Genomic DNA, 26,617 nt, shown 5'->3' with positions numbered 1-26,617 from the left:
CGCCCGCGAACAGTGCTACCGCGCCCCTGGCTAAAGTGCATCCGGCGCTTTAGTTGCAAACGGGCCTCGCCCTTGGCTCCACCTTGGTTTAGAGCAATCCCGCAAGCGCAATAGCAGAAACCTGAAAATCCGATGAAATTCCTCGACCAAGCCCGAGTTTACATCCGGTCCGGCGACGGTGGTGCCGGATCGATGTCGTTCCGCCGCGAGAAATTCATCGAGTTCGGCGGTCCGGACGGCGGCGACGGTGGCCGAGGCGGCGATGTCTGGGTCGAAGCCGTCGATGGCTTGAACACACTGATCGACTACCGTTACCAGCAGCATTTCAAGGCCAAGACCGGCATGCACGGCATGGGCCGCAACATGACGGGCGCCAAGGGCGCCGACGCGACCCTGAAAGTGCCGGCCGGCACCCAGGTATTCGCCGAGGACAATGAGACGCTGATCTGCGATTTGACCGAGGTCGGCCAACGCTTTCTGCTCGCCAAGGGCGGCAATGGCGGCTTCGGCAACCAGCATTTCAAGACCTCGACCAACCAGGCGCCGCGCCGCGCCAATCCCGGCCAGCCGGGCGAGGAGTTGAGCATCTGGCTGCGGATCAAGCTCATCGCCGATGCCGGCCTTGTCGGCCTGCCCAACGCCGGCAAGTCGACTTTCCTTGCGACTGTCACCGCCGCCAAGCCGAAGATCGCCGACTATCCCTTCACCACGCTCTATCCCGGCCTCGGCGTGGCCCGCATCGACGGCCGCGAATTCGTCCTGGCCGACATCCCCGGCCTGATCGAGGGCGCGCATGAGGGCGTCGGCATCGGCGACCGCTTCCTCGGTCATGTCGAGCGCACGCGCGTGCTGCTCCATCTCGTCTCGGCGCAGGAGGAAAATCCCGGCAGGGCCTACAAGACCGTGCGCGCCGAGCTCGCAGCCTATGGCCATGGGCTGGCCGAGAAGATCGAAATCGTCGCCCTCAGCCAAGTCGACATCCTCGACGCGGACGCCCGCAAGAAGAAGGCTGCCTCGCTGAAACGCGCCGCCGGCCGCGCGCCGATGCTGTTGTCGGCCGTCACCGGCGAAGGCGTCGAGGCTGTGCAGCGCGCGCTGATGGCGGTGGTCGCCGAGGCGCGCGACGCCGTTCCCGCTACAGTCGATACGCGCTGGCGGCAAAACCCATGAAATCGCTGAAGTCATACCGGCGCATAACCGTGAAGATCGGCTCGGCGCTGCTCGTCGACCGCGCGACCGGCTTGAAGCGCGATTGGCTGACCTCTTTAGCCGAGGACATCGCGGTGCTCGCCAATGCCGGCGCGGAGGTGCTCGTCGTCTCCTCGGGCGCCATCGCGCTCGGCCGCACCATTCTCGGGCTTGGCAAACGCGCGCTGAAGCTCGAGGAAAGCCAGGCGGCGGCGGCCGTCGGACAGATCGCGCTTGCGGGCGCCTGGTCGGACGCGCTGGGCAGGGACGGGCTCAAATCCGGGCAGATTCTGTTGACCCTCGGCGATACCGAGGAGCGCCGCCGCTACCTCAACGCCCGCGCCACGATCTCGACCTTGCTCAAGATGAAGGCGGTGCCGGTCATCAACGAGAACGACACGGTCGCGACCTCCGAAATCCGTTATGGCGACAACGACCGGCTGGCAGCGCGGGTGGCGACCATGATGGGCGCCGATCTTCTGGTGCTGCTTTCCGACATCGACGGGCTCTATACGGCGCCGCCGGCCAAGGACCCGCAAGCCAAGTTCATTCCGGTGGTCGAGCGCATCACGCCGGACATCGAGGCGATGGCGGGCGCCGCCGCTTCGGAACTCTCGCGCGGCGGCATGCGGACGAAACTCGACGCGGGCAAGATCGCAAACGCCGCCGGCACGGCGATGATCATCACCGCCGGCACCAAGCTGTCGCCGCTGATGGCGATCGAGCGCGGCGAGCGCGCCACTTTCTTCAAGCCCAGCGCCAACCCGGTGAAGGGCTACAAGACCTGGATCGCGGGACAGTTGGAGCCGGCCGGGCGGCTCACCGTCGATGCCGGCGCTGTCGGCGCGCTGAAATCGGGCAAGTCGCTGCTGCCGGCCGGCGTCAAGCTCGTCAGCGGCAATTTCTCGCGCGGCGACACGGTGGCGATCCTGTCGCCCGAGGGCCGCGAGATCGCGCGCGGGCTGGTTGCCTATGATGCCGCCGATGCCGTAAGGATTGCGGGTTTGAGGACGGCCGAGATCGAAAATGTGCTCGGCTATGAAGCGCGCTCGGCGATGATCCATCGCGACGACCTTGTGGTAAGCCGATCCAGTGATCAAGTATTGGCCGACGACCAAGTTTTGGCCGACGAATGACCCAGCGGAGGATGAACCATGCTGAAGCTGCATGACAAATCCGGGGAAGATACGGTGGCGCTGATGGCCGATATCGGCTTCCGCGCCCGCGCCGCTGCCCGACCGTTGGCCGTCGCATCGACCAAGGCCAAGAACGACGCCTTGGCCGCGATGGCCGACGCCATCCTGCGCAACGAGCAGGCGATCCTAGAGGCCAACGCCATCGATATGTCGAACGGCGAGGAAGCCGGGCTGTCCGGTTCCTTCATGGACCGGCTGAAACTCAACCCCTCACGTATCAAGGCGATGGCCGACGGCATTCGCGACATCGCGGCGCTCAAGGATCCGGTCGGCGAGGTAATTGCCGAATGGGACCGGCCGAACGGCCTCCATATCGAGCGCGTGCGCACGCCGCTCGGCGTCATCGGCGTCATCTATGAAAGCCGCCCGAACGTGACGGCCGATGCCGGCGCGCTCTGCCTGAAAGCCGGCAATCCCGTGATCCTGCGCGGCGGCTCGGATTCGATCAATTCGTCATCGGCTATCCATGCCTGCATGGTCGAAGGGCTGAAGGCAGCCGGCCTGCGGCAAGACGCCATCCAATTGGTGCCGACCACCGACCGCGCCGCGGTCGGCGAGATGCTCAAGGGCCTAGCCGGCAATCTCGACGTCATCATCCCGCGCGGCGGCAAGAGCCTGGTCGGGCGCGTGCAGACCGAGGCGCGCGTGCCGGTCTTTGCCCATCTCGAAGGCATCTGCCATCTCTATGTCGATCGTTCGGCGAAACTCGACATGGCGGTCCAGATCGCCGTCAACGCCAAGATGCGGCGCACCGGCGTGTGCGGCGCCGCCGAGACGCTGCTAGTCGACCGCGCGGTGGCGTCCACGCATCTGGTGCCGATCCTGGAGGCCCTGCGCGCCGCCGGCTGTGAGGTCCATGCAGAGGTCGAGGTGATGAAAGCCTTCGCCGACGCCAGCCCGGCGACCGACGCCGACTGGGTGACGGAATATCTCGACGCGATCATCGCGGTGAAGCTGGTCGACGGCGTGGCCGGCGCGATCGAGCATATCGAGACCTTCTCCTCGCATCACACCGAGGCGATCGTCGCCGAGGATGCGCAAGCGGTCGACAAATTCTTCAGCGAGATCGACTCGGCGATTTTGTTGCACAATGCCTCGACACAGTTCGCCGACGGCGGCGAGTTCGGCATGGGCGCCGAGATCGGCATCGCCACCGGCAAGATGCATGCGCGCGGACCCGTCGGCGTCGAGCAGCTGACCTCGTTCAAGTACCGCGTGCGCGGGTCGGGGCAGGTGAGGCCTTGATATCGCTTGCCCTAAGAGGCTGAAGCTTGCGCCTAGGCACCCCCCTCCGGCCTGCCGGGCATCTCCCCCGCAAGGGGGGAGATCAGCTGATTCTCCCGGTTTCGCCGGTCACCAACACTGCAGGATTTGCGGCTGCGAAGGAGCTGCCAATCTCCCCCCTTGCGGGGAGGATGCCCGGCAGGGCAGAGGGGGGTGCCTAGCGTCATGCTTTCCCAGCCCGAGCAGCCCGTCCCAGCGCCCTATCTCCACATGCCCCACGCTGGCAAAGGGCTGGCCGTCGGCCTGTTCGGCGGCTCGTTCAACCCGCCGCATGCCGGTCACGCGCTGGTCGCCGAGATTGCGCTGAGAAGGCTGGCCCTCGACCAGCTCTGGTGGATCGTGACGCCCGGCAATCCGCTGAAAAGCGCGCGCGAGCTGGCGCCGCTCGCCGAGCGCGTCGCGCTGTCCGAAAGGATCGCCAGGAATCCGAAGATCAAGGTTACTGCCTTCGAGGCGGCGCAGCATGTCCGCTACACCGCGGACACGCTGGCGCTGGTCAAGGCGCGCAATCCGGGCGTCGACTTCGTCTGGATCATGGGTGCGGATTCCTTACGCGACTTCCATCGCTGGCAGCGCTGGCGCGAGATCGTGCTGACCTTCCCGATCGCCGTCATCGACCGACCGGGCGCCACGCTCTCCTTCCTGTCCTCGGTCGTCGCCAAGACCTTCGACTATGCCCGCGTCGACGAAGGCGACGCCCCGCTGCTCGCCCGCATGCGGGCGCCGGCCTGGACCTTCATCCATGGCCCGCGCTCGTCGCTTTCCTCCACCGCGATCCGCAAGGCGGCGAAGGGCTGAGGCGCCCTTCTTCCACAAGGGGCCGAGCGATGTCGCTTTTACGGCGGCCTTTCGCATTCCGATCAGCCAAGCTGCGAGGGCATGCTGACGCAGACCCAAACCGATCCCGGACAATCGGCGCCGCTGATTGCCATTGCCGGCGTCATCGTGTCGATGGCGCTAATCGCGATCGGCAACGGGCTGATGTTCGCCTTCATTCCGGTGCGGCTCGGCGCCGATGGTTTCGATCCGACCTGGGCCGGACTGATCGTCACCGGCCTTTCGGCCGGCGGGCTCGCCGGCTGCATCCTGACCGGACCCTTGGTGCGCCGGGTCGGCCATGCCCGCGCGTTCATGGTGCTTTCGGCGCTGATCGCGCTCTCCAACGTGGCGATCGGCGCCGGACCGATGCCGCTGCTGTGGATCGCGGCGCGGGCGCTCTACGGCTTCGCCATATGCGGCCTCTTCATCGTCGCGCAGAGCTGGCTCAACGACGCCTTGCCGAACGCCATACGCGGCCGGGTGATGGCGGTGTTCTACGTCGCCTATATCGCCGGATTGGGCGTCGGTTATGCGACGCTCGCCGCGATCGACATCCAGACGGCGGCGGCGCCGCTGATCGGCATCGCCTTCACCGCGTTGTCCATCCTGCCGGTGGGCATGACGCGGCTTGCCCAGCCGCCCGCGCCGCAGGCCGCTTCGGTGGCGCTCGGCCAAGCGTGGAGGATCTCGCCAGTCGGCGTCGTCGGCATGCTGGCGGTGGGCGGCCTGTCGATGATCATTTCCGGTTTTGCGCCGATCCACGCCACCGCCAAGGGTTACAGCCAGGCAGAGGTGGCGCTGCTCTTGTCGGCGATGCCGGTCGGCACGCTGATCCTGCAGATACCGCTCGGCTGGCTCTCCGACCGTACCGATCGCCGCTATGTGCTGGCGGGCACGGCGGCGCTGGCGGTGGTGGCGAGCCTGCTCGCCATCGCCTTCGACGGCGGCGCGCTGATGGCCCTGGTGGCGATCTATCTCATCTGGGACGGTGCATCGGAATCGATCTATTCGCTGTCCAGCGCCCACGCCGCCGATCGCGCCAGGAAGGAAGAGCTGCTGGCGCTGTCGAGTTCGCTGCTCTTTGCCTGGTCGCTGTCCGGCTTCATCGTACCCGGCATCGTGACGGCGCTTTCCGCCGTCTTCGGCACCGAGACCTTCATCTATGTCGGCATCGCCATCGCTTCCGCGTTCTGCCTGTTCGTGCTGTGGCGGGTGTTTGCGGCGCGACCGATGCCTGCTGCCGCAACCGGCAGCTTCGCGCCGATGTCGGCGCAGACGCCCCTGCCGGTGGAGCTCGCCTTCGCGTCGGAGGAGCCGACAAAGCCGGCCAAGGACTGACGAGATTATTGTTTGCGGACTTCCTGGGACGGTATCTCGGGCGGCGGCAGGGGGATCGAAATGCCCTCGTTGTCGAAGGCCAGCTTGGCGCGTTTGGTCATGTCGATCTGGGTGGCGAAATAGTCGGCCGCGGAAGTCCAGTAGCGCAGGGTCAGTGAAACCGTGCTCTCGCCAAGCCCTGCGATGAAGGCGATCGGCGCCGGCTCGCGCCGCACGCGCTTCTCGGCATTGGCGATGGCAAGCAGAGTCTTCTGCCCGCGGTCGATGTCGTTCCATGAACCGATGCTCAAGCTGATATCGGTGCGCCTGACGCCGTTGCGGGTGAAATTGCGCACCGGCTGGTTCCACAGCGTCTGGTTGGGCGCCAGGATGTAGATGCCTTCGACAGTGCGCAGCTTGGTCGCGAACAGGCCGATCTCCTCGATCGAGCCGGCGATCGCACCGACCTCCACATATTCGCCGATGCGGAAGGGCCTCAGCGCAAGCAGCATGATGCCGGCGGCGATGTTCTGCAGCGTACCTTGCAGTGCAAGGCCGATCGCCAGACCGGCAGCGCCGATCGCGGCGATGATCGAAGCCGTCTGCACGCCAAACTGGCCGAGCACCATGATAACGACAAGGATCAGGATGCCGTAGCGGACGACCTGGGAGAAGAAGTGGCGCAGCGTCTCGTCAAAGCCGTGAATATGACCGAGCCCGGCATAGATCGATCGCTCGGCAAGGCCGGCAACGAGGTAGCCGACAACCAGGAGGATCACAGCACCGATTGCCGAGAAGGAATAGGAGACTATCAGCGAGCTTAGCTGCGCAAGCCCGGCCTGAATCGTGATGAGGGCGCTCTGCGGGTCGATTGGCATGGTTGGGAATCCCCTTTGTCCGGTGTGCCGATAACCCATGCGGCGCGCAGGGGTTCCGCTCTTTTCAGCCTTCCGAGGGCCTGTCCGGCCTGCCGAGGCCGCCCTGAGAGCGCGCCCGTCTTGAAACTGCAATGGAACTCTGCCTATCTAAGCAGGGTCACCTGATTTGCCGGGTGATTTGGTTGTTCTTATTGGGAAAGGAAACACACTGAGAACAGCACTGCGGAAGAAGGCCGATATCGTGCCTTCGCCGGCCGGGATCAGCGGAAGCGATGCTGCCTCCCTCGCCATCAAGACAGTCCTTGCCAGTCTGGAAGACTCCAAGGCCGAAAACATCGTCTCAATCGACATCCAGGGTAAATCGAGCCTCGGCGACTATATGGTCGTCGCATCGGGCCGATCGCACCGCCATGTCTCGGCGGTCGCCGACCATCTCCTCAAGGCGCTCAAGGATGCCGGTCTCGGCATGGCGCGCGTCGAAGGGCTGGCCAGCGCCGACTGGGTCCTGATCGATTCCGGCGACATCATCGTCCATGTCTTCCGTCCCGAAGTCCGCGAATTCTACAATCTCGAAAAGATGTGGCAGGCGCCGGATCTCGAGGAAGAGACCTTGCACTGAGCCGTATCGCGGGCCGTGACCGTTCCGGTCCGGCGCCGATCGAGAGCTCGCCGAGGCGAGGATGAAGATCACCGTTCATGCCGTGGGCCGGATGAAGACCGGCCCCGAGAGAGAGCTCGCCGACCGCTATTTCGAGCGCTTCGCCAAGAGCGGGCCCGCGGTCGGGCTGGAATTTGCCGGCATTGTCGAGACATCCGAGAGCCGCGGCCAGAGCGCCGACGAACGTCGCCGCGAGGAGGGCCAGAAGCTGCAGGGTCAGCTGCAGCAAGGCAACGTGCTGTTCCTGCTCGACGAACGCGGCAAGGCGCTGTCCTCGGAGGACCTGGCGGCCCGCATCGGCCAGTTGCGCGACAGCGGCCGCAAGGCGCTGGTCATCGCGATCGGCGGCGCGGACGGCCATCACAAATCCTTGCGCGAAGAGGCCGATCTGGTGTTGTCGTTCGGAGCGCTGACCTGGCCGCATCAGCTGGTGCGCGTCATGCTGGGCGAACAGCTCTATCGCATCGCCACCATCCTTGCCGGGCATCCCTATCACCGCTCGTGAGTCATCGTTCGCGCTGTGACCCCGAAAGCTGGGGATCACGTCCGCTTGCACCGATTTCCGCCTCAATGAACCGACATCACGGTTGTTGCGGGTGCTCCAACATGGTTGATGGTTCGTTAACGAAGCGGCGGATAGAGTCGAGGCCTGATGTCTGAGGGCTGGAATTCGAGAACGCGCGCCTGGCGCAGCCGCTGCGGCTTGACACTTGTCGCCGCGCTGATCGCGCTCGGGCCGGCTATGGCCGCGGAAAATTCGCTCGATGTCGCACCGGACCCCGACAAGAGCCGGGTCGAATACGAGCAGATCTCCAAGGAAATCTCCTTGTCCTCCGAGCGGCTGGCCAAGCTTGCCGCCGACGTCGCGACGGTCAAGAAAGACCATGCCTCGATCAGTGCGGCGCTGATCCAGTCGGCGATGACCGAGCAGAAGCTCGGCCAGGACATCGAGGACATCGGCGCCAAATTGGAAGGACTGAAGGCCGAGCAAGAGAAGCTGCACGCTTCGCTGGTGGCGCGGCGCGACGTACTTGCCGAGGTGCTCGGCGCGCTGCAGCGCATGGGGCTCAATCCGCCACCGGCGATCCTGGTCAAGCCGGAGGACGCGTTGTCGTCGGTGCGCAGTGCCATCCTGCTCGGCGCCGTGGTGCCGGAATTGCGCCAGCAGACCGACAGGCTGCTCGCCGATCTCAAGGAACAGACCCGGGTGACGGCCTCCATCGAGGCCGAACGCGGGCGGCTTACCGCTGCCGTCACCGAGCAGACGGCGGAAAAGAAACGACTGACCATGCTGCTCGCGGCCAAGCAGAAGCTGCAGGCCGATACCGAAGCGGCCCTGGCAGCAGAGCGGCAGCGCTCGCAGCAGCTGGCGGACAAGGCCAGCAGCCTCAAGGACCTCATCGCCTCGCTCGAGGCCGACAAGGCGCGCAAGGCGGCCGACCAGGCCAAGGCGGCCGATCGGAAATCGGCGGACGCCGACACGACCGCATCGACGGCGGAACCCGCCGCGCCGCCGGTGCCGGAGGGCAATCGTTTAACCGCTTCCGCCCCGTTCGCGGCGCTCCAGGGCCAGATCGCGCTGCCGGTCATCGGCAAGATCAAACGGCGCTTCGGCACCGACGACGGCAATGGCGCAATGATGCAGGGAGACATGGTTGCGACACAATCGGGGGCCATCGTCACCGCGCCGGCGGATGGAAACGTTCTTTATGCGGGGCCGTTTCGCTCCTATGGTCAACTCTTGATCCTCAATGCGGGCGATGGGTATCATGTCGTCCTGGCGGGGATGAGCAGAATCAGCGTCGCGACCGGACAGTCGGTGCTCGCAGGAGAGCCGATCGGCGCGATGGGAGAGGCCCGGGTGGCAAGCACCTCGGCCTCGCAGAATGGAAATGCGACGCCGGAACTCTATGTTGAGTTCCGCAAGGATGGAAAACCCGTCGATCCGAACCCCTGGTGGGCGGACCGATTTTCTGGAAGGACGTGAAATGATGCGGAAATTGTCGCTTCTGTTTGCCGGCGCGCTGATGGGCGCATCGGCAATGAGCCTGGTCTACGGCGCACCTGGCTCGGCGGCGAATGCTGCGGGTTCCGAGACCTACAAGCAGCTGGCGATCTTCGGCGACATCTTCGAGCGCGTGCGCGCGCAATATGTGACGCCCCCGGACGACAAGTCGCTGGTTGAGAACGCCATCAACGGCATGCTCGCTTCGCTCGACCCGCATTCGTCCTACATGAATGCCGAGCAGGCGCAGGATATGCGCGTGCAGACCAAGGGCGAGTTCGGCGGCCTCGGCATCGAGGTCACGATGGAGAACGACCTGGTCAAGGTGATCACGCCGATCGACGACACGCCGGCCGCAAAGGCGGGCGTGCTTGCCGGCGACTATATCGCCAAGATCGACGGCGAGGAGGTGCGCGGCCTCACCCTCAATGACGCGGTCGAGAAGATGCGCGGCCCGGTCAACACGCCGATCAAGCTCACCATCCTGCGCCAGGGCGCCGACAAGCCGATCGAGTTGACGGTCGTGCGCGACATCATCAAGGTCAAGGCGGTGAAATACCGGGTCGAGAACGACATCGGCTACATGAAGATCACCTCCTTCACCGAGAAGACCTATGACGATCTCGAGAACGCCATCGAGAACATCAAGAAGCAGGTGCCCAACGACAAGCTGAAGGGCTATGTACTCGACCTGCGCCTCAATCCGGGCGGCCTGCTCGACCAGGCGGTGAGCGTGTCGGACGCCTTCCTGAAGCGCGGCGAGATCGTCTCGACCCGCGGCCGCGATCCGAAGGACGTTACCCGCTTCGACGCCAAGCCGAAGCAGAACGACGACATCGGCGGCAAGCCGCTGATCGTGCTGGTCAATGGCGGCTCGGCAAGCGCGTCCGAGATCGTCGCCGGCGCGCTGCAGGATCTGCGCCGCGCCACCGTCGTCGGCACGCAGTCGTTCGGCAAGGGTTCGGTGCAGACCATCATCCCGCTCGGCGAGAACGGCGCGCTCAGGCTCACCACCGCGCTCTATTACACGCCGTCGGGCAAGTCGATCCAGGGCAAGGGCATCACGCCCGACATCAAGGTCGAGCAGCCGCTGCCGCCGGACCTGCAGGGCAGGGACCTGACCCGCGGCGAATCGGACCTCAAGGGCCACATCAAGGGGGCCGACGAGAGCTCGACCGGCTCGGGCTCGGCCGCCTATGTGCCGCCGGAGCCGAAGGACGACCTGCAGCTGATCTATGCCGAACAGCTGCTGCGCGGCCAAAAGACCGATCCGGCCTTCCCGCCGAACCCGGACAAGGCTGTGCTGAACCAGTAAAGACGGGGAGGGCCGGGGCAGATCACTCTGGCCGGCCGACCGAAGCGATGCAATGCTGCCGGGACCGCGAGGTTCCGGCAGTTTGATTCGGGGACAGGGTGGTTCGGCAACGGGCGCTGCGTCGCCTAAGGTTTTGAATTTGCGCGTGAGCGCTGACGATTCGATCAGCTGCGCTGATCCGATCAGCCGCGTCACGGGCCTGGGGATGCGGCTTGGCTGACATCGGCAAGGACATCGAACGCCCGCTCGGACAGACGCTCCGGCCAGAGCGCCCTGCCTCGCGCACCTTCGGCGCCGGCACGCTTGGCGCGGCGGTCGCCGTCCTCACTGTAGTGGGTATTTCCGGTGCGATCGCGTTGCGTGAAAAACCTTTCCGCAAACCGCAAGAGACGGCCGTTTCGACGCCGAAGGTAATCGTGGCGCCGGCTCCCGCGCCGGCACCGGCGCCGACGCCGGCACCGGCCGAGGTGGCGGCGGCGAAGCCCAATGCGAGCACGCCGATGAAGAGCGATGGCCCGCAAATCATCCATCTCCAGTCTGAAGAGGGCGATGGTCCGCCGAAGGCCGGTATCGTCATCCGCGATCCTTCCACACTCAGCCAGAATCTCAAGGTCGCGCATATTCCCGACAGGGCGCTGATCGAGGCGAGCGACAGCGGCCCGCTGCCGGTGCGCTCCGCCGATGGCCGGCGACCGTTCGACGTCTATGCGCGGCCCTGGTCCGGCGCGCGCGGCGCGCGCGTGGCGATCGTCATCGGCGGGCTCGCCGTCTCCCAGACCGGCACGCAGGCCGCGATCGCCAAATTGCCCGCCGAGGTGACGCTGGCTTTCGCGCCGCAGGGCAACAGCATCGACCGCTGGATGAAGGCGGCGCGCCAGAGCGGACATGAGATCGTCATGCAGATACCGCTCGAGCCGTTCGACTATCCCAGCGTCAATCCGGGACGCAACACGCTGACGGTCGATGCGAGTCCGGACGAGAACCTGAAGAGCCTGCACTGGGCGCTGTCGAGGACGACCAACTATACCGGGGTCATGAACTATATGGGCGCGCGTTTCTCGGCTGATGCAAACGCGATGGGCCCGTTCATGGCTGAGCTCGGCAAGCGCGGGCTCGCCTATGTCGACGACGGCTCCTCCGCGCGGAGCCTGGCGCCCGACCTCGCGCTGAAGGATGGCGTCCCGTTCGTCGCCGGCGACATGGCGATCGACGCGGTGCAGGACCGCGGCGAAATCCTCAAGAAGCTGGACAGCCTCGAGGCGACGGCACGCGCCAAGGGCAGCGCCGTCGGCATCGGCTCGGCCTTCGATATCACCGTCGACACGGTTGCGTCCTGGGTGGCAGAAGCAAAGAAGCGCGGCATCGAGATCGTGCCGATTTCGGCGGTGGCGATCGATCCGCAAAAAGGCTGACGCCGACCCTTTCGCCTGAATGCATCTCCAAAACGGCTGGAAATCTGAACGATGGCCAAGAAGATCGATCCCGAAACGCTGCCCTATCGCCCTTGCGTCGGGCTGATGATCCTCAACCCGGCCGGGCTGGTCTGGGTCGGGCATCGCATCGCCGAGCCGGACAGCGAATTCTCCGGCACCACGAAACTCTGGCAGATGCCGCAGGGCGGCATCGACGAGGGCGAGGAGCCGCTCCCGGCGGCGGAGCGGGAGCTTTACGAGGAGACCGGTATGCGCAGCGTGTCGCTGCTTGCCGAAGCGCCGCACTGGATCAATTACGACCTGCCGCCGCATCTGGTCGGCGTCGCCTTCAAGGGCCGCTATCGCGGCCAAACGCAGAAATGGTTCGCCTACCGCTTCGAGGGCGACGAGAGCGAGATTGAGATCAATCCGCCGCCGGGCGGCCACAAGGCCGAATTCGACCAATGGGCATGGCGGCCGATGCGGGAGCTGCCCGACCTGATCGTGCCGTTCAAGCGCAAGGTCTACGAGCAGGTGGTGGCCGCGTTCCAGCATCTTGCTCGCTAGGCGATGGCAGGCGCGCTTCCAACTAAGTTCGGTTAGCGAAGAGGTTGGCACCGTAGTCGAGATCATGCTTTGTTGATGCAGATGCGCCGCAGGCAAAGAGGCAAACATGAACGACGCGCGACAAGCGCACTTCGCCGGCGTCGAGAAGCAAGCAGCTCCGCAACAAGTGTGACCCGTCTTTGTCTGACGCAATTGCCCCGATGACCGGCACCAAAACGTCTTTGCCGCAAACGACCGCCACCAGCGGCTTCATGCCCAGCGAAACCGCAGCCGGCGCGATCCTGACCATCGATCTTGGCGCCATCCGCGAGAACTACCGGCGGCTGAAGGCGCGGCTGGCGGGCGTGCGCTGCGCCGGCGTGCTCAAGGCCGACGGCTATGGCCTCGGCGCAGCGCGCGTGGCATCGGCGCTGATGAAGGAAGGCTGCGAGATCTTCTTCGTCGCGCTGCTCGGCGAGGGCATCGCGCTGCGCAAGGCGCTTGGACCCGGACATGAGATCTTTGTGCTCAACGGCCTGCCGCCGGGCTCCGAGCCGGAAGCGATCGCGACTGGGCTTCATCCTGTCATCAACAGCACCGCTCAGTTGAGGGCGTGGCGTGAAGCGGCGCTTGCCGCCGGCCGAAAGCTGCCGGCCGCTGTTCAGGTCGACAGCGGCATGTCACGGCTCGGTATGCCGACGGCTGACGTCGAGGCGCTCGCGGCGGATGCTTTCGGCGGCATCGACATCCGCCTGGTGATGAGCCATCTCGCCTGCGCCGACGAGCCGCGCAATCCTGCCAACGAAGCGCAGCGGCTCGCGTTTGAGCGGCTGCGCGGGATGCTGCCCAAGGCGCCGGCCTCGCTTGCCAATTCGTCCGGCATCTTTCTCGGATCGGCCTACCACCACGACCTCGCGCGGCCGGGCGCGGCGCTCTACGGCATCAACCCAACGCCGGGCGAGGCGAACCCGATGATGCCGGTGGTCCGGCTGCAGGCGAAGGTGGCTCAGACGCGCAACGTCGAAGACGGCGCCGGCGTCGGCTACGGCCACACCCATCATGCGCGCGGACCGCTCAGGCTGGCGACAATCTCGCTCGGCTATGCCGATGGCTGGCACCGGCGCGCGGCGTCGGCCGCCTGGTTTGAGGGCGTGCGGCTGCCTTTCGTCGGGCGGGTATCGATGGATTCCATTGTCCTCGACATTTCAGCGCTTCCGGTCGATCAACTGGGCGAGGGCGACCTCGTCGAGCTCATCGGGCCGTCGCAAAGCCTCGACGACGCGGCCGCACATGCCGGAACCATCGGCTACGAGGTGCTGGCCAGCTTGGGTGCGCGCTTTCACCGCCGCTACATCGGCGGGTGAAAGGGGCGGCTTGCTTGACAAGCCGATGCATCTCGGCAAGGGTCGAGGCATGAGCAACCTCGCCCATAGCAGAACCTTTTTCAGGGTTTGCCCCATCGCGGGAGCGTAGCCCCGGCGCGGTCGTGTTGGCGACCGCCGAGCCGGGGCATTTGAATTCCTGACATCGTCATCGAGCCAGCCAGCCTTTCGCGGCTGTCGGCTCTTCGTCGCCGCCTTTGAGCGGGCTGCAGTGCGCGTCGGTTCGTCGACGTGCAAATCCAGGAGGTTTGCCATGAATGCCACAACCCAATCGCGTTCCCGAAACACGATCCTCGTCAGCGACGCGGACCACGACCGGCTCAGCGGCCTTGCCAGAGCCTTTCTCGAGCGGACGCCCGAGATGGCCGAGGACCTGCTCGCCGAGATGGACCGCGCGCGGATCGCCGCCGAAGCGGCGATGCCAGCCGATGTCGTGCGGATGGGCACGACGGTGACGCTTCACGACGGGGAAGGAAGCATTCAGCGCGTCACGCTAGTCTATCCCGCCGAGGCCGACATCGCCGAAAAACGCATCTCGGTGCTGACGCCGCTCGGAACCGCGCTGATCGGCGCGCGTGCCGGCCGCACAGTCTCCTGGCGAAGCCGCGACGGCCGGGTGCTTTCGGCGACCATCCACGCGGTCGAGCAATCCGCGTCGCGGAGAGCGCCATGACCAGGACCATCTATCGTCTCACGACGAAGGATCTCGCGGTTCTCGAAGCGATGCTGATGCGCCGGCGCGCCTTTGCCGACGCGATCGTGCCGATGCTCGAACGCAAGCTCGCCGAGAGCAACATCATCCCGGCCGGCATGGTCGAGCCCGACATCGCCACGCTGAACAGCCGGGTAGTCTTCCGGATCAACGACGGAGCCCCGGAGACGAGGACGTTGATGCTGGGCGACGCCTCCGCTCCTGTCGGATTCGGCCTGCCGCTCGGCACCTGGCGCGGCCTCTGCCTGCTCGGCATGAGGGCGGGCCAGTCGGTAGTGGCCGAGCGCCCCGACGGCAGCCGCGAGCGCATCCTTCTCGAGGATGTGGCCTACCAGCCGGAGGCCAAGCATCAGGCGACTCGGACTGCCGGACAGCGACCCCGTGGCCCCAGGCTGGTGTACAGCGCCGCAGGCGATCGTTGGCCCCTTGGCGGGTGCGGCAAAATCCGGCAGACAGAAGGCGACGATCCCGGCCCTTCGGCGGCATGATCGGTTTGAGGGAGCATAGAATGAAAGTCCTGGTGCTGGGCGGCGGTGTGATCGGGATCACCACCGCCTACTTCCTTGCCGAGGCCGGCCACGAAGTCACGGTGATCGACCGGCAGCAGGGCCCGGCGCTGGAGACCAGCTTCGCCAATGCCGGCGAAGTGTCGCCGGGCTATGCCTCGCCATGGGCAGGGCCCGGCATTCCCGTGAAAGCCGTCAAATGGCTGTTGATGAAATACGGACCGCTGGTGGTGCGGCCGGCCTTCGATCCGCATATGTGGACATGGCTCTTGAAGATGCTGCGCAACTGCACGGCCGAGCGCTATGCGCTGAACAAGTCGCGCATGGTGCCCTTGGCCGAGTACAGCCGCGACACGCTGAAGGCGCTTCGCGCTACGATCGGCATCAGCTATGACGAGCGAGCCAAGGGCACGCTGCAGCTCTTCCGCAGGCAGAAGCAGCTCGACGGCACCGGCGGCGATGTCGAGGTGCTGAAAAAATACGGCGTTCCCTACGAGCTCCTCGACCGGGACGGCTGCATCGCGGCCGAGCCGGCGCTGGCCGGCGTGCGGGAAAAATTCGTCGGCGGGCTGAGGCTGCCCGGCGACGAGACCGGCGACTGCAAGATGTTCACCGACCAGCTGGCCGAGCTTTGCGTGGCGCGCGGCGTCGCCTTCGAATACGGCACGAGCATCCGGCGCGTCGTCAGGAACCGAAACCGCGTCGTCCAGGTCGGCACCGACAAGGGCTGGCGAACGGCGGAGGCTTATGTGATGGCGCTTGGCAGCTATTCGGCTCCCTTCATGCGCAAGATGAAACGGCCGATCCCCGTCTATCCGGTCAAGGGCTATTCCATCACGCTGCCGATAACGGACGCGGCGGCGGCGCCGGTGTCGACCATCATGGACGAGACTTACAAGGTGGCTATCACCAGGCTCGGCGACCGCATCCGCGTCGGCGGCACCGCGGAGATTTCGGGCTTCGACCTTCGTCTGCATGAATCGCGCCGCCGCACGCTCGAGCACTCCGTCGGCGACCTGTTTCCGGCGGGCGGCGATCTCAAGGCGGCGAGTTTCTGGTGCGGCTTGCGGCCGATGACGCCGGACGGGCCGCCGTTGGTCGGGCGCAGCGAATTGTCCAACCTCTATCTCAACACCGGCCACGGCACGCTGGGCTGGACCATGGCCTGCGGCTCGGCGAAAGTGCTTGCCGATATCATTTCCAACCGGGTGCCGGAGATCAACGCGCTCGACCTTAGCCCGGACCGCTACATCAAGGCTTGATTTAGAAGGCCTGTTTCACCCACCCATTGCTGAATAGCAGCCGGTAAGCCCAGCCGATCGTGACATTGGTGGCGATCGGCTGCGAATGGGCGAGATAGTCGTCATAGACCGACTTCATGCGGCGGTAGAAGGCCGGATCGAGCACCATCATGCCGTTTTCCGAGTCGTGGACGAAGCTGCGATTGTTCAGGTTGACCGAGGAGATCGTCACCAGGCGCTGATCGATCATCATGATCTTGGAATGCAGCACCACGTCGGGCGCCTTGAATTCGCGGATATTGATGCGGTCGCCATATTTCTCCACGAACAGCTTGTTGAGCGCGGTGAGGAAGCGGCCGCCTATGTCGCCCTTGAGATCGATGCGGCCGACGACGTCGATGCTGACGCCGCGGGCCAGCGCCCGATCGAACGCTCTCGCGAGACTGGGCGTCAGGTTGAGATAGGGATTGACGATCTCGATGCGGTGCTCGGCGGTGTCGATCAGTTCGACGAAGTAGTTTTCCAGTGCATGCCCGTCCTCGTAAGGCACGGAAATGAAGTGCCGCACCACGCCTTGCGGATGGCCACCGGAACGAACCGGAATGGAAAACGGCCGCGACAGGTTGGTGTCGGCATCGCGCAGCCAGACGGTCGAGAAATGCGCGGCCAGCGTTTCGACCGTCGCCTGGTCGGCGATCTCGATGTCGAAGTCGCTCCAGTTGGAATAGTAGTTGAGCGAGAAGCCGTCGGTCTTGCCGTATTGCTGCAGCTGAGGGTAGCGCGACAGGTCGATCGGCCTATGAAACAGGAACCCGTCATGGATGTTGCGGCCGCCGATGATGACGCGCGAGCAGCCGGGTTCCTCGGCCAGGGTCGCCAGCATCTTGATGTGATGGGTCTTGTGCAGCTGTGAGAGCTGCTCGTCGATCGGCGCGCCGTGATCGGCCTGCCAGCGATATTCCTGCAATTGGACGTTGGGAAACTCCGCCGCCAGCCGATGCAGCAGGGCGTCGTCCTTGTCGCGCTCCAGCACGTCGGTGACCAGGATGCGTACCGTGGTGCCGACCGCCGCGTGGTGGCGGATCAGCCGCTCCATGATGCGGCCGGAGAAATCGGCCTTGAACTCCAGCGACGACAGGTAGATCAGCTTGAGTCTCGGCGCGTTGGAGAAATCGAGCGGCAGTTCGGGATCGGCCTCGTCGAAGGCGCTGTCGGGCAGCGTCTTACCGAGCAGCGCCTCGACCTTGGCATTGAAGCCGTCGCGCGATTTGCGCAGCAGGGTCGGCGACCCGAGCGGCAGCGCGCAGGTCTGCGACAGCCAGCGGCCGGCATAAAAGGCGCGGTCGAGCGCTTCGAGCCCGGCCGGATCTGGCACCGGACAACGATCATAGCGGCTGTCGAGTGCCGTGATCCAAGGGTCGGCCGCCTCCTCGCGCAGGATGGTCAGCTTCGCGCCGGACGGCGCGAGGCTGGAGCTGACGGTGAGGTCGCAGCGGGTGAGCGCTTCGCTTGGAAACAGGCTGGCAGATGTCTCGGCCGCCGGCAGGCTGAGATGGAACGGGGCACCTTTGGCAATTGTGCGCGACCGGCCCGAGACGCGCATCGCCAGCGATCCGTCGCAGCTGCCGCCGATCACGACCGTTTGCCGGCCGGCTTGGCGGAGCACGATCTCGACCGAGCGCGCCTGCAGGCCGGAGAAGCTGAAGCTCTTGGGTGCGGACGGCCTGGCGGCAGCGTCGAGATAGAGCGTCTGGCGCGACATGCGCCAGCGACCGGTGAAATGGCCTTCGCCCGGTTTGCCTGGTGCCAGCGGCTGCTCCGTGCTGTCGAGCGGCTTCGCCAGCCGTCGCAGCGCCGGATAAGTTGCCTGGAAACGATTATTGTGGACGTCGCGCCAGTCACGGCCGAAGCGGCCGGTACCATTGGTGCGGTCGAGCGCATCGATTCGGCTTTGGGCCAGCAACGCCTCGAATCGCTTTTCATAGGCGGCACTGCCATTGTCCGCGAAGTAACCGGCGCTGGCGATCTCGGCGCCGCTTCGATCCGCCGAGATGGGCGGACGCGCGCAGGCTTCGTCTCCCGGAAAGAAGGCGCAGGCGGAACGGCCCGGCATGCCGGCGCATCCGGCGAGCGCGGTCAGCGCCAGGCCAAGCAGCAGCCTTGTCACGACGGCTCCCGGTCTCACCCGGTCGCCCCGTTCATGACCTTGAGCTGGGCGGGGTCGCGCGGCGGCATGAAGCCCTGCGGAAAGACCTTGCAGACCGGAAGCGCGAAGGTGGCTATCAAGAGCTCGGCCTTGCCGCGCATCTTCCTTGGCGCCGTCTTGTCGCCGCGGATCGTCCTTGCCGAAGCGATCAGCGCGCCGTCGCAATCGCAATGATTGTGGCGGGCGATATAGCAGGCATCGTGGATCCGGCAGGCGGCATCGAGCCGGTCGACCGGGGTGGCCGAGAGATCGCCGGTACGGGTTCCGGGACCGCAATAATTGCCGAAGACGAAAGGCGAGGGGCGGGCCATCGCATTGCGGATCGACTTCGGCAGTTCCGCTTCGGGAACCCTGGCCCACGGATTGGCGCAGCCGGAGAGGCAAAGCAGCGGCAGGATGGCAAGAATGGCTCGCATGTCTGCGCCGGCTTTCCCAGATTCCCCCTCGCCTGCCATGGCATGGCGAAGTACTGGTGCCACACTGGCCGATTTTGTGGCAAGCGCAAGGCAGGTCGGCTCCGCCTTCGGTTCGGCCAGTTTCAGCAACGACAGGCTGGCGCGACTCCCGGACGGCTATCCCGTGCGGATGGCTGACATGGATTTCCACCTCGGCGACGGCGATGTCAGCTTCTACGGCCACGCCAGGATCGCGATTTCGATACGCGACCGCCACTACGGCTTAGTCAACTGCGGGCTCATGGGCAACAGCGCCGAGGAAGCCGGCCGGATGTGGGCGCCGTTCGCCGCTGAGGCCGACGAGGTTGTGAATTCTTTCGTCCTCGATGCGCCTTGAAGGCGGTTCCAAAGCGGGTCGGCTTTTTTTGGCGGCATCAGACGAACAACCCCTTTTCCCGCTCCACCGCCCTGGTGATGAAATTGGCGACGAGCTGGACCCGGCGCAGCGGCCTCACTGATTCGTGATAGACCAGCCAGTACGCGCGGCGGATGGGCGCGACGATGTCTACCGGCACCAGCTCCGGCATCGAGCGGGCGACGAAGGTATGCAGGATGCCGATGCCGGCGCCCGAGCGCACCGCCTCCGCCTGGCCAAGCGCTGACGAGATGGCGAAGCTGGTGCGCCAGCCCGGGCTGAACTCCGCGGCATAGTCGAGCGAAGGGCTGACGATGAGGTCGGGCACATAGCCGATCAGCGTGTGCCGATCGAGCTCGGCTGCTGACTTCGGTAGGCCGTTGGCTTCCGCATAGGTGCGGGAGGCGAACAGGCCGAGCGTATAGTCGACGAGCTTCCCCGCCACCAATCGGCCCTCGGTCGGCCGCTCTACGGCAATCGCGATGTCGGCCTCGCGCCGCGACAGGGAGAAGGAGCGCGGCACCGGCACCAGCTGGATGGTGAGCTCGCGGTGGAGCGCCGTCAGCTCGCCCAAACGCTTGGCGAGGAAGGCGACACCGAAACCGTCGGGAGCGCCGATGCGCACCGTGCCGGAGACGTCGTCGCCCTCGCCGGCGATGGTCGATCGCGCGGCGATCATGTCGCTCTCCATGCGCTCGGCGATGTCGAGGAAGCGCTCGCCGGCCGGCGTCAGCTCGGTGCCGGTGGTCAGGCGGCGGAAGAGTTTCGTCCGCAGCGCTTCCTCGAGCGCCGCGAGCCGTCGCGAGACGGTGGCGTGGTTGAGCTCCAGACGTTTTGCCGCGCCGAGGATCTGGCCGGCGCGCGCCACGGCGAGGAAGATGCGGACATCATCCCAGTTCATGGGGATGGTCCAGGTTAGTCGCCAGCGCTGCGTTCCCGCCCACCCCCCTCTGTCCTGCCGGACATCTCCCCCGCAAGGGGGGAGATCGGATGTCGCGTTCGCTTTCGCCAATCGCCAACGGTGCAGGATGAGCCCCGGCGATGAAACTGCCAATCTCCCCCCATGCGCGGGAGATGTCCGGCAGGACAGAGGGGGGTGTGAAGGAACTCAATCTTCGATCCTTTCAATGACCGAACCTTTTGCGGCAATTAATGCACGTCCGACTGCCGCTGTCTATTTCGCGCACAACGGTTGCGTTCTAGCTCGCGTTGCCATTGCGGACGCAAAGGCGGACAATGCCTCATCATCAAAACAGGGAGAGAACCCATGATCGAGTACGGTCATTTCATTGGCGGCAAGCGTGTCGCCGGCACCAGCGGCCGCAAGCAGGACGTCATGCAGCCGATGGACGGCTCGGTGCGCGCTACGGTGGCGCTGGCCTCGGCGCAGGAGCTGCGCGCCGCGGTCGAGAACGCCAAGGCCGCGCAGATCAAGTGGGGCGCCACCAACCCGCAGCGCCGCGTGCGCGTGCTGATGAAGTTTCTCGAACTGGTCCAGCGCGACTATGACGAGCTGGCCGACATCCTGGCGCGCGAGCATGGCAAGACCATTGCCGACGCGCGCGGGGACATCCAGCGTGGCCTCGAAGTGGTCGAGGTCTGCATCGGCGCGCCGCATATGATGAAGGGCGAGTTCACCGACGGCGCCGGTCCGGGCATCGACACCTATTCGATGCGCCAGCCGCTCGGCGTCGTCGCCGGCATCACGCCGTTCAACTTCCCGGCGATGATCCCGCTGTGGAAGATCGCGCCGGCGATCGCCTGCGGCAACGCCTTCATCCTGAAGCCTTCGGAGCGCGACCCGGGCGTGCCGATCCGCATCGCCGAGCTGTTCATCGAGGCCGGCCTGCCGGAAGGCGTGCTGAACGTGGTCAACGGCGACAAGGAAGTGGTCGACGCCATCCTCGACGATCCGGACATCAAAGCCGTCGGCTTCGTCGGGTCAACGCCGATTGCGCAGTACATCTATGCGCGCGGCTGCGCGGCGGGAAAACGCGTGCAGTGCTTCGGCGGCGCCAAGAACCACATGATCATCATGCCCGACGCCGACATGGACCAGACGGTCGACGCGCTGGTCGGCGCCGGCTACGGCTCGGCCGGCGAGCGCTGCATGGCGATCTCGGTGGCCGTGCCGGTCGGCAACGACACCGCGAACCGGCTGATGGAAAAGCTGGTACCGCGCGTCGAAAGCCTGAAGGTCGGTCCGTCGACCGACTCCTCGGCCGATTTCGGCCCGCTGGTGACACGCCAAGCCCTGGAACGCGTCAAGGGCTATGTCGATATCGGTGTCAAGGAAGGCGCCAAGCTGGTTGTCGATGGCCGCGGCTTCAAGATGCAGGGCTACGAGAACGGCTACTACATGGGCGGCTGCCTGTTCGACAACGTGACGCCGGAGATGCGCATCTACAAGGAAGAGATCTTCGGGCCGGTGCTTTCGGTGGTGCGCGCGCCGACCTATGAGAACGCCATCAACCTCGCCAACGACCACGAGATGGGCAACGGCGTCGCCATCTTCACCCGCGACGGCGACGCCGCGCGTGACTTTGCTTCCAGGGTCCAGGTCGGCATGGTCGGCGTCAACGTGCCGATCCCGGTGCCGATCGCCTACTACACCTTCGGCGGCTGGAAGGCGTCTTCCTTCGGCGACCTCAACCAGCACGGCCCGGACGCGTTCCGCTTCTACACCAAGACCAAGACGGTCACCTCGCGCTGGCCGTCCGGCATCAAGGACGGCGCCGAGTTCGTCATCCCGACGATGAACTGACCGTACGGTTTTCGGCCGCGCGTCCTCGCCGCGTTGCGGCTGCGGGCACGCGGCAGGCATCAAGGACGGCGCCGAGTTCGTCATCCCGACGATGAACTGACCGGACGGTTTTTTTTCGAGAGCCTCGTGAGAAAGCGCGGTTTGCACCCGCGCTTTCTGTTTGGGGCCTTGCAGAGGAGGCTGGTTGTCCTTCACCTCATCGATATTTGGCGTAGCTTGTCGTCTCGCCCGGTCGTCGCTTGCAACTTCAGATGCATGATTTGCGACGAGACATGTCGAGGCTGCATCCGCACCTCCTAATGATTCCATGGAACCAACAGGCCGCCATTCGCCTTAGGCTGTATTCCTGCCATGCGTGCAGGCCAATCAAACAGCGCCGGTGGCAGCCGGGGTTCTCGTCTGGCGCGAGGAGGTGTCGGATGACACGATTTCTTATGGCGACGATGTGCCTTGCGGCGGCAGCGCTGTCGGTCGGCCAGGCCAATGCGGCAGCACAATGCGCACCACGCGCCGACATCATCAAGGCGCTCGGCGACAAGTTCCACGAAAGCGAGGCAGGGCGCGGGCTGATCAATCCGAACGTCGTGCTCGAGATCTTTGTCTCCGACCAAGGCAGTTGGACCGTTCTTGCCTCCGATACCAAGGGGCAGAGCTGCATCCTGTCCGTTGGTGAAGGCTGGGACAGCCCGACGATCACGGCAGCCGTGCCGGGAGCCTAACACTCACTGGCGCCACGGCTCGTTCAGTGAAAGCCGCGCCGGCGCCCGCATCAACGCCCGCTTGTCTACCGGGCGCAGCTTCACCATATCGAATGCAGGGAGTGATAAATCTCCCTGCGACAGACCGGAAACCAGAAGGAGTGACGTGATGGCGACGTCGAGTCCGGCCTGGAGCGTTCCGGCACACTGAGGCGGCCGAATGTGCCTCTTTTGCCGGAATGCCACGGCGAAGGAGGTGCCCATGGCACGCAGATTTTCGTTCCGAGTGGTGAAGGCGGCAGTCGCCGGCGCCGTCATGGCTTTGCCGGCAGTCCCGGTGCAGGCGCAAGTCCTCTGCGGGGGCCATGACGATCTGGTCGCGGGGCTGGCAGAGACGTTCGAAGAGAAGCGGCTGGGCTATGGCCTGGGTGGAGACGTCGCCATCTTCGAGGTGTTTGTGTCGGCGAGCGGAACCTGGACCATCCTGATGACCGACGTTAAGGGCCAGAGTTGCATCCTGGCGGCCGGCGAGGGATGGGAGCACACGCTGGCCACCGCGGTCCGGCACCCGGGCGGGTGAACTGCGTAACCGGACAGTTAAGTTAAGCCGGAACCGCTCCGGTCAGCGCGTCGCGGCCGCCTCGGCGTGGTGGCGCAGCAGCGCCATCAATTTATTGGCGTCCTTGGCGGCGGCTTCCTCGTCGCCGTCGAGGATCGAGCGGATCAGCGCGACGTGGTGCTCGGCCGATTCGGCGAGCCCGGTATCCGCCTTGTAGCGGAACCAGAAGCGCCGGCTGTGCGTCTGCAAGGGCGCCGCCACGCGCGCCGCGAATGGATTGTCGGCGGCGATCGCCAGCGCCTCGTCAAGTTGCTTGTCGGCCTGAATGAAGGAAAGCACGTTGCCGGAGATCACTGCCTTCTGCATGGCAAGGGCTGCTTCGTGAAACAGGTCGGCCGCCTCGCGGGTGACGAAGCGGGCGGCCGAGCGGGCAAGCACCACCTCGATGCCGCGCCTGGCATCGATAACGCGCAGCCAGTCGCCGGGGTGGAGCGGAGCGACCGCGATGCCGGCGCGTGGTCTGACGTCGAGTAAGCCTTCCCAGGCCAGCCTCTGGATCGCCTCGCGCACCGGGGTACGGCCGAAGCCGAGCCGCTCGATCAGCGCGCCTTCGGTGACGAAGCTTGAAGGCGCCAGTTCAAGAGTGACGATCATGTGCTCCAGCACACGATAGGCCCTGGTCGCAACCGGCTCGAAGGTTGCGCTCGTGTCGTTGGATATCAATGCGGATATCAATGGGCCAGCTCCTGATATATTTTTCATATATCATAGCGGATTCAGCATTGACAGCCCGCGTCTTAATAAATATACCGCTGATATATCAGACGGAGCGATAGCCATGTGGGCCGGAGTTTTCCCTGCAGTCACGACCAAATTCACCCCCGACGACCGCCTCGATCATGCCGAAATGGAGCGTTGTTTCTCCTTGCAGATGGAGGCCGGCTGCGACGGCATCATCGTCTGCGGCTCGCTCGGCGAAGGGCCAATGCTGTCGCATGACGAGAAGATCGAAGTGCTGAAGACGGCGCAGAAGGTCGCCGGGACAAAGCCGGTGCTTCTGACCGTCAACGAACCCGGCACCCGCGAGGCGGCAAGCATCGCACGCCGCGCAGCCAAGGAAGGCGCCAACGGCCTGATGGTGGTGCCGAGCCCGATCTACCACACCAATGCCGAAGAGACGGTCGCCGCACTTCGCGCCGTCGCGGAGGCCGGCGACCTGCCTGTCATGATCTACTCCAACCGGCTCGCCTATCGCGTCGACGTCACTGTCGACCTGATGGAGGAGCTGGCGTCCGACAAGCGCTTCGTCGCAATCAAGGAATCGTCGGACGACATCCGCCGCTCGACCGAGATCATCAATCGCCTCGGCGACCGCTACGACCTCTTCACCGGCGTCGACAACCTCGCCTTCGAGGCGCTGTCGGTCGGCGCCATCGGCTGGGTGGCGGGCCTTGTCACGGCCTTCCCGCGTGAGACCGTCGCCATCTATCAGTTGATGAGAAAAGGTCGCCGCGAAGAAGCGCTGAAGATTTACCGCTGGTTCAGGCCACTGCTCGACCTCGATGTCTCGACCTACCTGGTCCAAAACATCAAGCTTGCCGAAGTGCTGGCGATCGGTACCAATGACCGCGTTCGCATGCCGCGCCAGCCGCTGTCGGGCGAGCGCCGGAAGGCGGTGGAAAAGATCGTCAGGGATGCGCTGGCCGCGCGGCCGGAACTGCCGGCGTTCTGATAGCTTTCTGCTCCCGTTCACGGGGGAAGTAGATGGCGGCAGACAGACGAGGGACAGCGCCAGCGTGCAAGGAAATGCCAAGCCGACCGAAGAGGGGCGCCGCCCTTCATCCGCCCGTCGGGCGCCTTCTCCCCGTGACCGGGGAGAAGGGGAAGATATCGCCATCATCGGCGGCGGCATCATCGGCATTTGCGCCGCCACCTTGCTCGCGGAGGCGGGACGCAGCGTCACCATTTTCGATCGGACGGGCATTTGCGAGGAGACGAGCTCCGGCAACGCTGCCGCCTTCGCCTTCTCTGACGTGCTGCCGCTGGCGCATAAGGGGATGATCAGGCAGTTGCCGAAATGGCTTGCCGATCCGCTGGGGCCTCTTGCCATCCCGCCGGCCTATCTGCCTAAACTTCTTCCCTGGCTGTTCCGCTTCTGGCGCGCGGGCGCCGCCAGGCACTTCGAGGCGAGCCTTGCGGCGCAGGCCGGCATGATGAAGCTCGCCGAAGCCGAATGGATGGGTTTGCTCGACCGCTCCGGCACGCGGCCGATGCTGCATGAGGACGGCTCGCTCGAACTCTACGAAAGCGAGGCCGAGTTCCGCGCCTCGCTGTCCGGCTGGAGGGCGCGCGAACGTTTCGGCATAGGCTTCCGCCATGTCGAGGGTGAGGGGATGGCGGCGCTGCAGCCGGGTCTTTCGCCGCGCTTCGTCAAGGGCACCTTCGTGCCGGGGTGGAAGACAGTCGCCGATCCGAAACTGCTCGGCAAGGCGATCTGGGCCTATGCGGAGCGGCTCGGCGCGCGCTTCGAGCACGCGCGCGTCGAGCGTATCGGGACCGGAACAAACGGCGTCACGCTTATGCTTGCGGACGGCACGGCCCGAAAAGCGAAGCAGCTCGTGATCGCCGCCGGCGCCTGGTCGCATCTGCTGGCCAAAGATATCGGCGACCGCATCCCGCTGGAGACCGAGCGCGGTTACAACACCACGCTGCCGGTGTCGGCCTTCGACGTGAAGCGGCAGTTGATCTTTTCCGGGCACGGCTTCGTCATCACGCCGCTGGAAACCGGCTTGCGCGTCGGCGGCGCCGTCGAGCTGGGAGGCATCGAACGAGCGCCGAATTTCGCGCGCTCGAAGGCGATGCTGGAAAAAGCCAAGCGTTTCCTGCCCGGGCTCGATCCGTCGGGCGGCCGCGAGTGGATGGGCTTCCGGCCATCGCTGCCGGATTCGCTGCCGGTCATCGGCAGGGCGCGGGCGCCGAACATCGTCTACGCTTTCGGCCACGGCCATCTCGGCCTGACCCAGGCGGCAGCGACCGGCCGCTCGATCCGAGATCTCCTTCTCGGGCAGGAGCCGCCGATCGATCTCACTCCTTTCCGCCCGCAACGGTTCTGACAATTCGC

26 protein-coding genes are annotated in these 26,617 nt (G+C 65.4%); 21 read left to right on the top strand and 5 right to left on the bottom strand.

Features of this window, described 5'->3' with window-relative positions:
• Nucleotides 1-132: 132 nt before the first annotated feature.
• The 5 genes from obgE (at nt 133) to A9K66_RS03335 (ending at nt 5,825) form a co-directional block, all read left to right on the top strand.
• A complete protein-coding gene (gene obgE / locus A9K66_RS03355; RefSeq protein ID WP_067319559.1) occupies nt 133-1,170 on the top strand; it encodes a GTPase ObgE in 1,038 nt (345 codons plus the stop codon).
• Entirely contained in the window at nt 1,167-2,324 is a 1,158-nt protein-coding gene (gene proB / locus A9K66_RS03350; RefSeq protein ID WP_067319557.1) for a glutamate 5-kinase, read from the top strand. Before obgE ends, proB begins: the two co-directional genes overlap by 4 nt.
• Nucleotides 2,325-2,342: 18 nt before the next feature.
• Entirely contained in the window at nt 2,343-3,629 is a 1,287-nt protein-coding gene (locus tag A9K66_RS03345; RefSeq protein WP_067319555.1) for a glutamate-5-semialdehyde dehydrogenase, read from the top strand.
• A 249-nt stretch (nt 3,630-3,878) separates the two neighbouring features.
• Nucleotides 3,879-4,466, top strand: a complete 588-nt coding sequence (locus A9K66_RS03340) for a nicotinate-nucleotide adenylyltransferase (protein ID WP_067319708.1) — start codon at nt 3,879-3,881, stop codon at nt 4,464-4,466.
• Nucleotides 4,467-4,547: 81 nt separating this feature from the next.
• Complete coding sequence (locus tag A9K66_RS03335; protein ID WP_067319553.1) at nt 4,548-5,825, top strand: MFS transporter; 1,278 nt, start codon at nt 4,548-4,550, stop codon at nt 5,823-5,825.
• A 5-nt stretch (nt 5,826-5,830) separates the two neighbouring features.
• On the opposite strand, the gene A9K66_RS03330 is transcribed toward A9K66_RS03335, so the two are convergent.
• Nucleotides 5,831-6,682 (bottom strand): mechanosensitive ion channel domain-containing protein, encoded by an 852-nt coding sequence (locus A9K66_RS03330; RefSeq protein ID WP_067319551.1) that lies wholly within the window; start codon nt 6,680-6,682, stop codon nt 5,831-5,833.
• 241 nt (nt 6,683-6,923) lie between these two features.
• Here A9K66_RS03330 and rsfS point away from each other — a divergent pair, with 241 nt between their 5' ends.
• The 10 genes from rsfS to A9K66_RS03280 all read left to right on the top strand — a co-directional run bounded on the left by rsfS (nt 6,924) and on the right by A9K66_RS03280 (nt 16,480).
• Nucleotides 6,924-7,301, top strand: coding sequence for a ribosome silencing factor (gene rsfS, locus A9K66_RS03325; RefSeq protein WP_059189846.1), 378 nt, complete (start codon nt 6,924-6,926; stop codon nt 7,299-7,301).
• Between the two features lie 61 nt (nt 7,302-7,362).
• Nucleotides 7,363-7,845, top strand: a complete 483-nt coding sequence (rlmH, locus tag A9K66_RS03320; RefSeq protein ID WP_067001603.1) for a 23S rRNA (pseudouridine(1915)-N(3))-methyltransferase RlmH — start codon at nt 7,363-7,365, stop codon at nt 7,843-7,845.
• 147 nt (nt 7,846-7,992) lie between these two features.
• The gene (locus A9K66_RS03315; RefSeq protein WP_067319549.1) at nt 7,993-9,327 is read left to right on the top strand and encodes a murein hydrolase activator EnvC; all 1,335 of its coding nucleotides are present in this window, start codon (nt 7,993-7,995) and stop codon (nt 9,325-9,327) included.
• 1 nt (nt 9,328) lies between these two features.
• Nucleotides 9,329-10,660 carry a S41 family peptidase gene (locus A9K66_RS03310; protein WP_067001610.1) on the top strand — a complete coding sequence of 444 codons (1,332 nt, stop codon included), beginning with the start codon at nt 9,329-9,331 and terminating at the stop codon, nt 10,658-10,660.
• A gap of 212 nt (nt 10,661-10,872) precedes the next feature.
• The gene (locus tag A9K66_RS03305) at nt 10,873-12,072 is read left to right on the top strand and encodes a divergent polysaccharide deacetylase family protein (RefSeq protein WP_067319547.1); all 1,200 of its coding nucleotides are present in this window, start codon (nt 10,873-10,875) and stop codon (nt 12,070-12,072) included.
• 51 nt (nt 12,073-12,123) lie between these two features.
• Nucleotides 12,124-12,639, top strand: coding sequence for an RNA pyrophosphohydrolase (locus tag A9K66_RS03300; protein ID WP_067319545.1), 516 nt, complete (start codon nt 12,124-12,126; stop codon nt 12,637-12,639).
• 200 nt (nt 12,640-12,839) lie between these two features.
• Entirely contained in the window at nt 12,840-13,982 is a 1,143-nt protein-coding gene (alr, locus tag A9K66_RS03295; protein ID WP_067319543.1) for an alanine racemase, read from the top strand.
• Between the two features lie 271 nt (nt 13,983-14,253).
• Nucleotides 14,254-14,673 carry a nucleoside diphosphate kinase regulator gene (gene rnk / locus A9K66_RS03290; RefSeq protein WP_067319541.1) on the top strand — a complete coding sequence of 140 codons (420 nt, stop codon included), beginning with the start codon at nt 14,254-14,256 and terminating at the stop codon, nt 14,671-14,673.
• Nucleotides 14,670-15,200 carry a hypothetical protein gene (locus A9K66_RS03285; RefSeq protein WP_067319539.1) on the top strand — a complete coding sequence of 177 codons (531 nt, stop codon included), beginning with the start codon at nt 14,670-14,672 and terminating at the stop codon, nt 15,198-15,200. Before rnk ends, A9K66_RS03285 begins: the two co-directional genes overlap by 4 nt.
• A gap of 20 nt (nt 15,201-15,220) precedes the next feature.
• On the top strand, nt 15,221-16,480 hold the full coding sequence (locus tag A9K66_RS03280; RefSeq protein WP_067319536.1) for a D-amino acid dehydrogenase: 1,260 nt from the start codon (nt 15,221-15,223) through the stop codon (nt 16,478-16,480).
• A 1-nt stretch (nt 16,481) separates the two neighbouring features.
• Here the strand turns inward: A9K66_RS03280 and A9K66_RS03275 are convergent, their stop codons facing one another.
• Both A9K66_RS03275 and A9K66_RS03270 read right to left on the bottom strand, forming a co-directional pair.
• Nucleotides 16,482-18,572, bottom strand: a complete 2,091-nt coding sequence (locus A9K66_RS03275; RefSeq protein WP_082953670.1) for a phosphatidylserine/phosphatidylglycerophosphate/cardiolipin synthase family protein — start codon at nt 18,570-18,572, stop codon at nt 16,482-16,484.
• Nucleotides 18,573-18,640: 68 nt separating this feature from the next.
• Nucleotides 18,641-19,081 carry a hypothetical protein gene (locus A9K66_RS03270; RefSeq protein ID WP_067319532.1) on the bottom strand — a complete coding sequence of 147 codons (441 nt, stop codon included), beginning with the start codon at nt 19,079-19,081 and terminating at the stop codon, nt 18,641-18,643.
• On the opposite strand from A9K66_RS03270, the gene A9K66_RS03265 reads away from it, so the two are divergent.
• On the top strand, nt 19,080-19,457 hold the full coding sequence (locus tag A9K66_RS03265) for a hypothetical protein (RefSeq protein ID WP_156750996.1): 378 nt from the start codon (nt 19,080-19,082) through the stop codon (nt 19,455-19,457). The two genes, A9K66_RS03270 and A9K66_RS03265, sit on opposite strands and share 2 nt — an antisense overlap.
• A gap of 37 nt (nt 19,458-19,494) precedes the next feature.
• Here the strand turns inward: A9K66_RS03265 and A9K66_RS03260 are convergent, their stop codons facing one another.
• Nucleotides 19,495-20,376: a LysR family transcriptional regulator gene (locus A9K66_RS03260; RefSeq protein ID WP_067319528.1), complete on the bottom strand. Its 882-nt coding sequence runs from the start codon at nt 20,374-20,376 to the stop codon at nt 19,495-19,497.
• Nucleotides 20,377-20,742: 366 nt separating this feature from the next.
• Between A9K66_RS03260 and A9K66_RS03255 the strand changes: the two genes are divergently transcribed.
• The 3 genes from A9K66_RS03255 to A9K66_RS03240 all read left to right on the top strand — a co-directional run bounded on the left by A9K66_RS03255 (nt 20,743) and on the right by A9K66_RS03240 (nt 23,517).
• Nucleotides 20,743-22,239 carry a CoA-acylating methylmalonate-semialdehyde dehydrogenase gene (locus A9K66_RS03255; RefSeq protein WP_067319526.1) on the top strand — a complete coding sequence of 499 codons (1,497 nt, stop codon included), beginning with the start codon at nt 20,743-20,745 and terminating at the stop codon, nt 22,237-22,239.
• A gap of 419 nt (nt 22,240-22,658) precedes the next feature.
• The gene (locus tag A9K66_RS03250; protein ID WP_067001648.1) at nt 22,659-22,958 is read left to right on the top strand and encodes a hypothetical protein; all 300 of its coding nucleotides are present in this window, start codon (nt 22,659-22,661) and stop codon (nt 22,956-22,958) included.
• A 241-nt stretch (nt 22,959-23,199) separates the two neighbouring features.
• On the top strand, nt 23,200-23,517 hold the full coding sequence (locus A9K66_RS03240; protein ID WP_067319522.1) for a hypothetical protein: 318 nt from the start codon (nt 23,200-23,202) through the stop codon (nt 23,515-23,517).
• A gap of 42 nt (nt 23,518-23,559) precedes the next feature.
• Here the strand turns inward: A9K66_RS03240 and A9K66_RS03235 are convergent, their stop codons facing one another.
• Nucleotides 23,560-24,219 carry a GntR family transcriptional regulator gene (locus A9K66_RS03235; RefSeq protein ID WP_067319520.1) on the bottom strand — a complete coding sequence of 220 codons (660 nt, stop codon included), beginning with the start codon at nt 24,217-24,219 and terminating at the stop codon, nt 23,560-23,562.
• Nucleotides 24,220-24,334: 115 nt separating this feature from the next.
• On the opposite strand from A9K66_RS03235, the gene A9K66_RS03230 reads away from it, so the two are divergent.
• Nucleotides 24,335-25,228 carry a dihydrodipicolinate synthase family protein gene (locus tag A9K66_RS03230; protein WP_067319518.1) on the top strand — a complete coding sequence of 298 codons (894 nt, stop codon included), beginning with the start codon at nt 24,335-24,337 and terminating at the stop codon, nt 25,226-25,228.
• Nucleotides 25,229-25,292: 64 nt separating this feature from the next.
• The gene (locus A9K66_RS03225) at nt 25,293-26,609 is read left to right on the top strand and encodes an FAD-dependent oxidoreductase (protein ID WP_067319517.1); all 1,317 of its coding nucleotides are present in this window, start codon (nt 25,293-25,295) and stop codon (nt 26,607-26,609) included.
• Nucleotides 26,610-26,617: the final 8 nt, after the last annotated feature.

It is taken from the genome of Mesorhizobium sp. AA23 (genome assembly GCF_001672435.1).
In the GTDB taxonomy this organism is placed as follows: Bacteria; Pseudomonadota; Alphaproteobacteria; order Rhizobiales; family Rhizobiaceae; genus Mesorhizobium.
The sequence above is the reverse complement of the archived record's forward strand: the minus strand, read 5'-3'. Positions and strand labels throughout refer to the sequence as shown.

Bases quoted from the DNA above. Each gene is read 5' to 3' on its own strand.
- A9K66_RS03310 (WP_067001610.1), top strand. From the start codon at position 9,329: ATGATGCGGAAATTGTCGCTTCTGTTTGCCGGCGCGCTGATGGGCGCA.
- A9K66_RS03335 (WP_067319553.1), top strand. From the start codon at position 4,548: ATGCTGACGCAGACCCAAACCGATCCCGGACAATCGGCGCCGCTGATT.
- A9K66_RS03255 (WP_067319526.1), top strand. From the start codon at position 20,743: ATGATCGAGTACGGTCATTTCATTGGCGGCAAGCGTGTCGCCGGCACC.
- A9K66_RS03270 (WP_067319532.1), bottom strand. From the start codon at position 19,081: ATGCGAGCCATTCTTGCCATCCTGCCGCTGCTTTGCCTCTCCGGCTGC.
- obgE (WP_067319559.1), top strand. From the start codon at position 133: ATGAAATTCCTCGACCAAGCCCGAGTTTACATCCGGTCCGGCGACGGT.
- A9K66_RS03265 (WP_156750996.1), top strand. From the start codon at position 19,080: ATGTCTGCGCCGGCTTTCCCAGATTCCCCCTCGCCTGCCATGGCATGG.
- A9K66_RS03280 (WP_067319536.1), top strand. From the start codon at position 15,221: ATGAAAGTCCTGGTGCTGGGCGGCGGTGTGATCGGGATCACCACCGCC.
- A9K66_RS03315 (WP_067319549.1), top strand. From the start codon at position 7,993: ATGTCTGAGGGCTGGAATTCGAGAACGCGCGCCTGGCGCAGCCGCTGC.
- A9K66_RS03250 (WP_067001648.1), top strand. From the start codon at position 22,659: ATGACACGATTTCTTATGGCGACGATGTGCCTTGCGGCGGCAGCGCTG.
- A9K66_RS03285 (WP_067319539.1), top strand. From the start codon at position 14,670: ATGACCAGGACCATCTATCGTCTCACGACGAAGGATCTCGCGGTTCTC.
- rlmH (WP_067001603.1), top strand. From the start codon at position 7,363: ATGAAGATCACCGTTCATGCCGTGGGCCGGATGAAGACCGGCCCCGAG.
- A9K66_RS03260 (WP_067319528.1), bottom strand. From the start codon at position 20,376: ATGAACTGGGATGATGTCCGCATCTTCCTCGCCGTGGCGCGCGCCGGC.
- proB (WP_067319557.1), top strand. From the start codon at position 1,167: ATGAAATCGCTGAAGTCATACCGGCGCATAACCGTGAAGATCGGCTCG.
- alr (WP_067319543.1), top strand. From the start codon at position 12,840: ATGACCGGCACCAAAACGTCTTTGCCGCAAACGACCGCCACCAGCGGC.
- A9K66_RS03345 (WP_067319555.1), top strand. From the start codon at position 2,343: ATGCTGAAGCTGCATGACAAATCCGGGGAAGATACGGTGGCGCTGATG.
- A9K66_RS03275 (WP_082953670.1), bottom strand. From the start codon at position 18,572: ATGCCGGGCCGTTCCGCCTGCGCCTTCTTTCCGGGAGACGAAGCCTGC.
- A9K66_RS03330 (WP_067319551.1), bottom strand. From the start codon at position 6,682: ATGCCAATCGACCCGCAGAGCGCCCTCATCACGATTCAGGCCGGGCTT.
- A9K66_RS03230 (WP_067319518.1), top strand. From the start codon at position 24,335: ATGTGGGCCGGAGTTTTCCCTGCAGTCACGACCAAATTCACCCCCGAC.
- A9K66_RS03240 (WP_067319522.1), top strand. From the start codon at position 23,200: ATGGCACGCAGATTTTCGTTCCGAGTGGTGAAGGCGGCAGTCGCCGGC.
- A9K66_RS03340 (WP_067319708.1), top strand. From the start codon at position 3,879: ATGCCCCACGCTGGCAAAGGGCTGGCCGTCGGCCTGTTCGGCGGCTCG.
- rnk (WP_067319541.1), top strand. From the start codon at position 14,254: ATGAATGCCACAACCCAATCGCGTTCCCGAAACACGATCCTCGTCAGC.
- A9K66_RS03300 (WP_067319545.1), top strand. From the start codon at position 12,124: ATGGCCAAGAAGATCGATCCCGAAACGCTGCCCTATCGCCCTTGCGTC.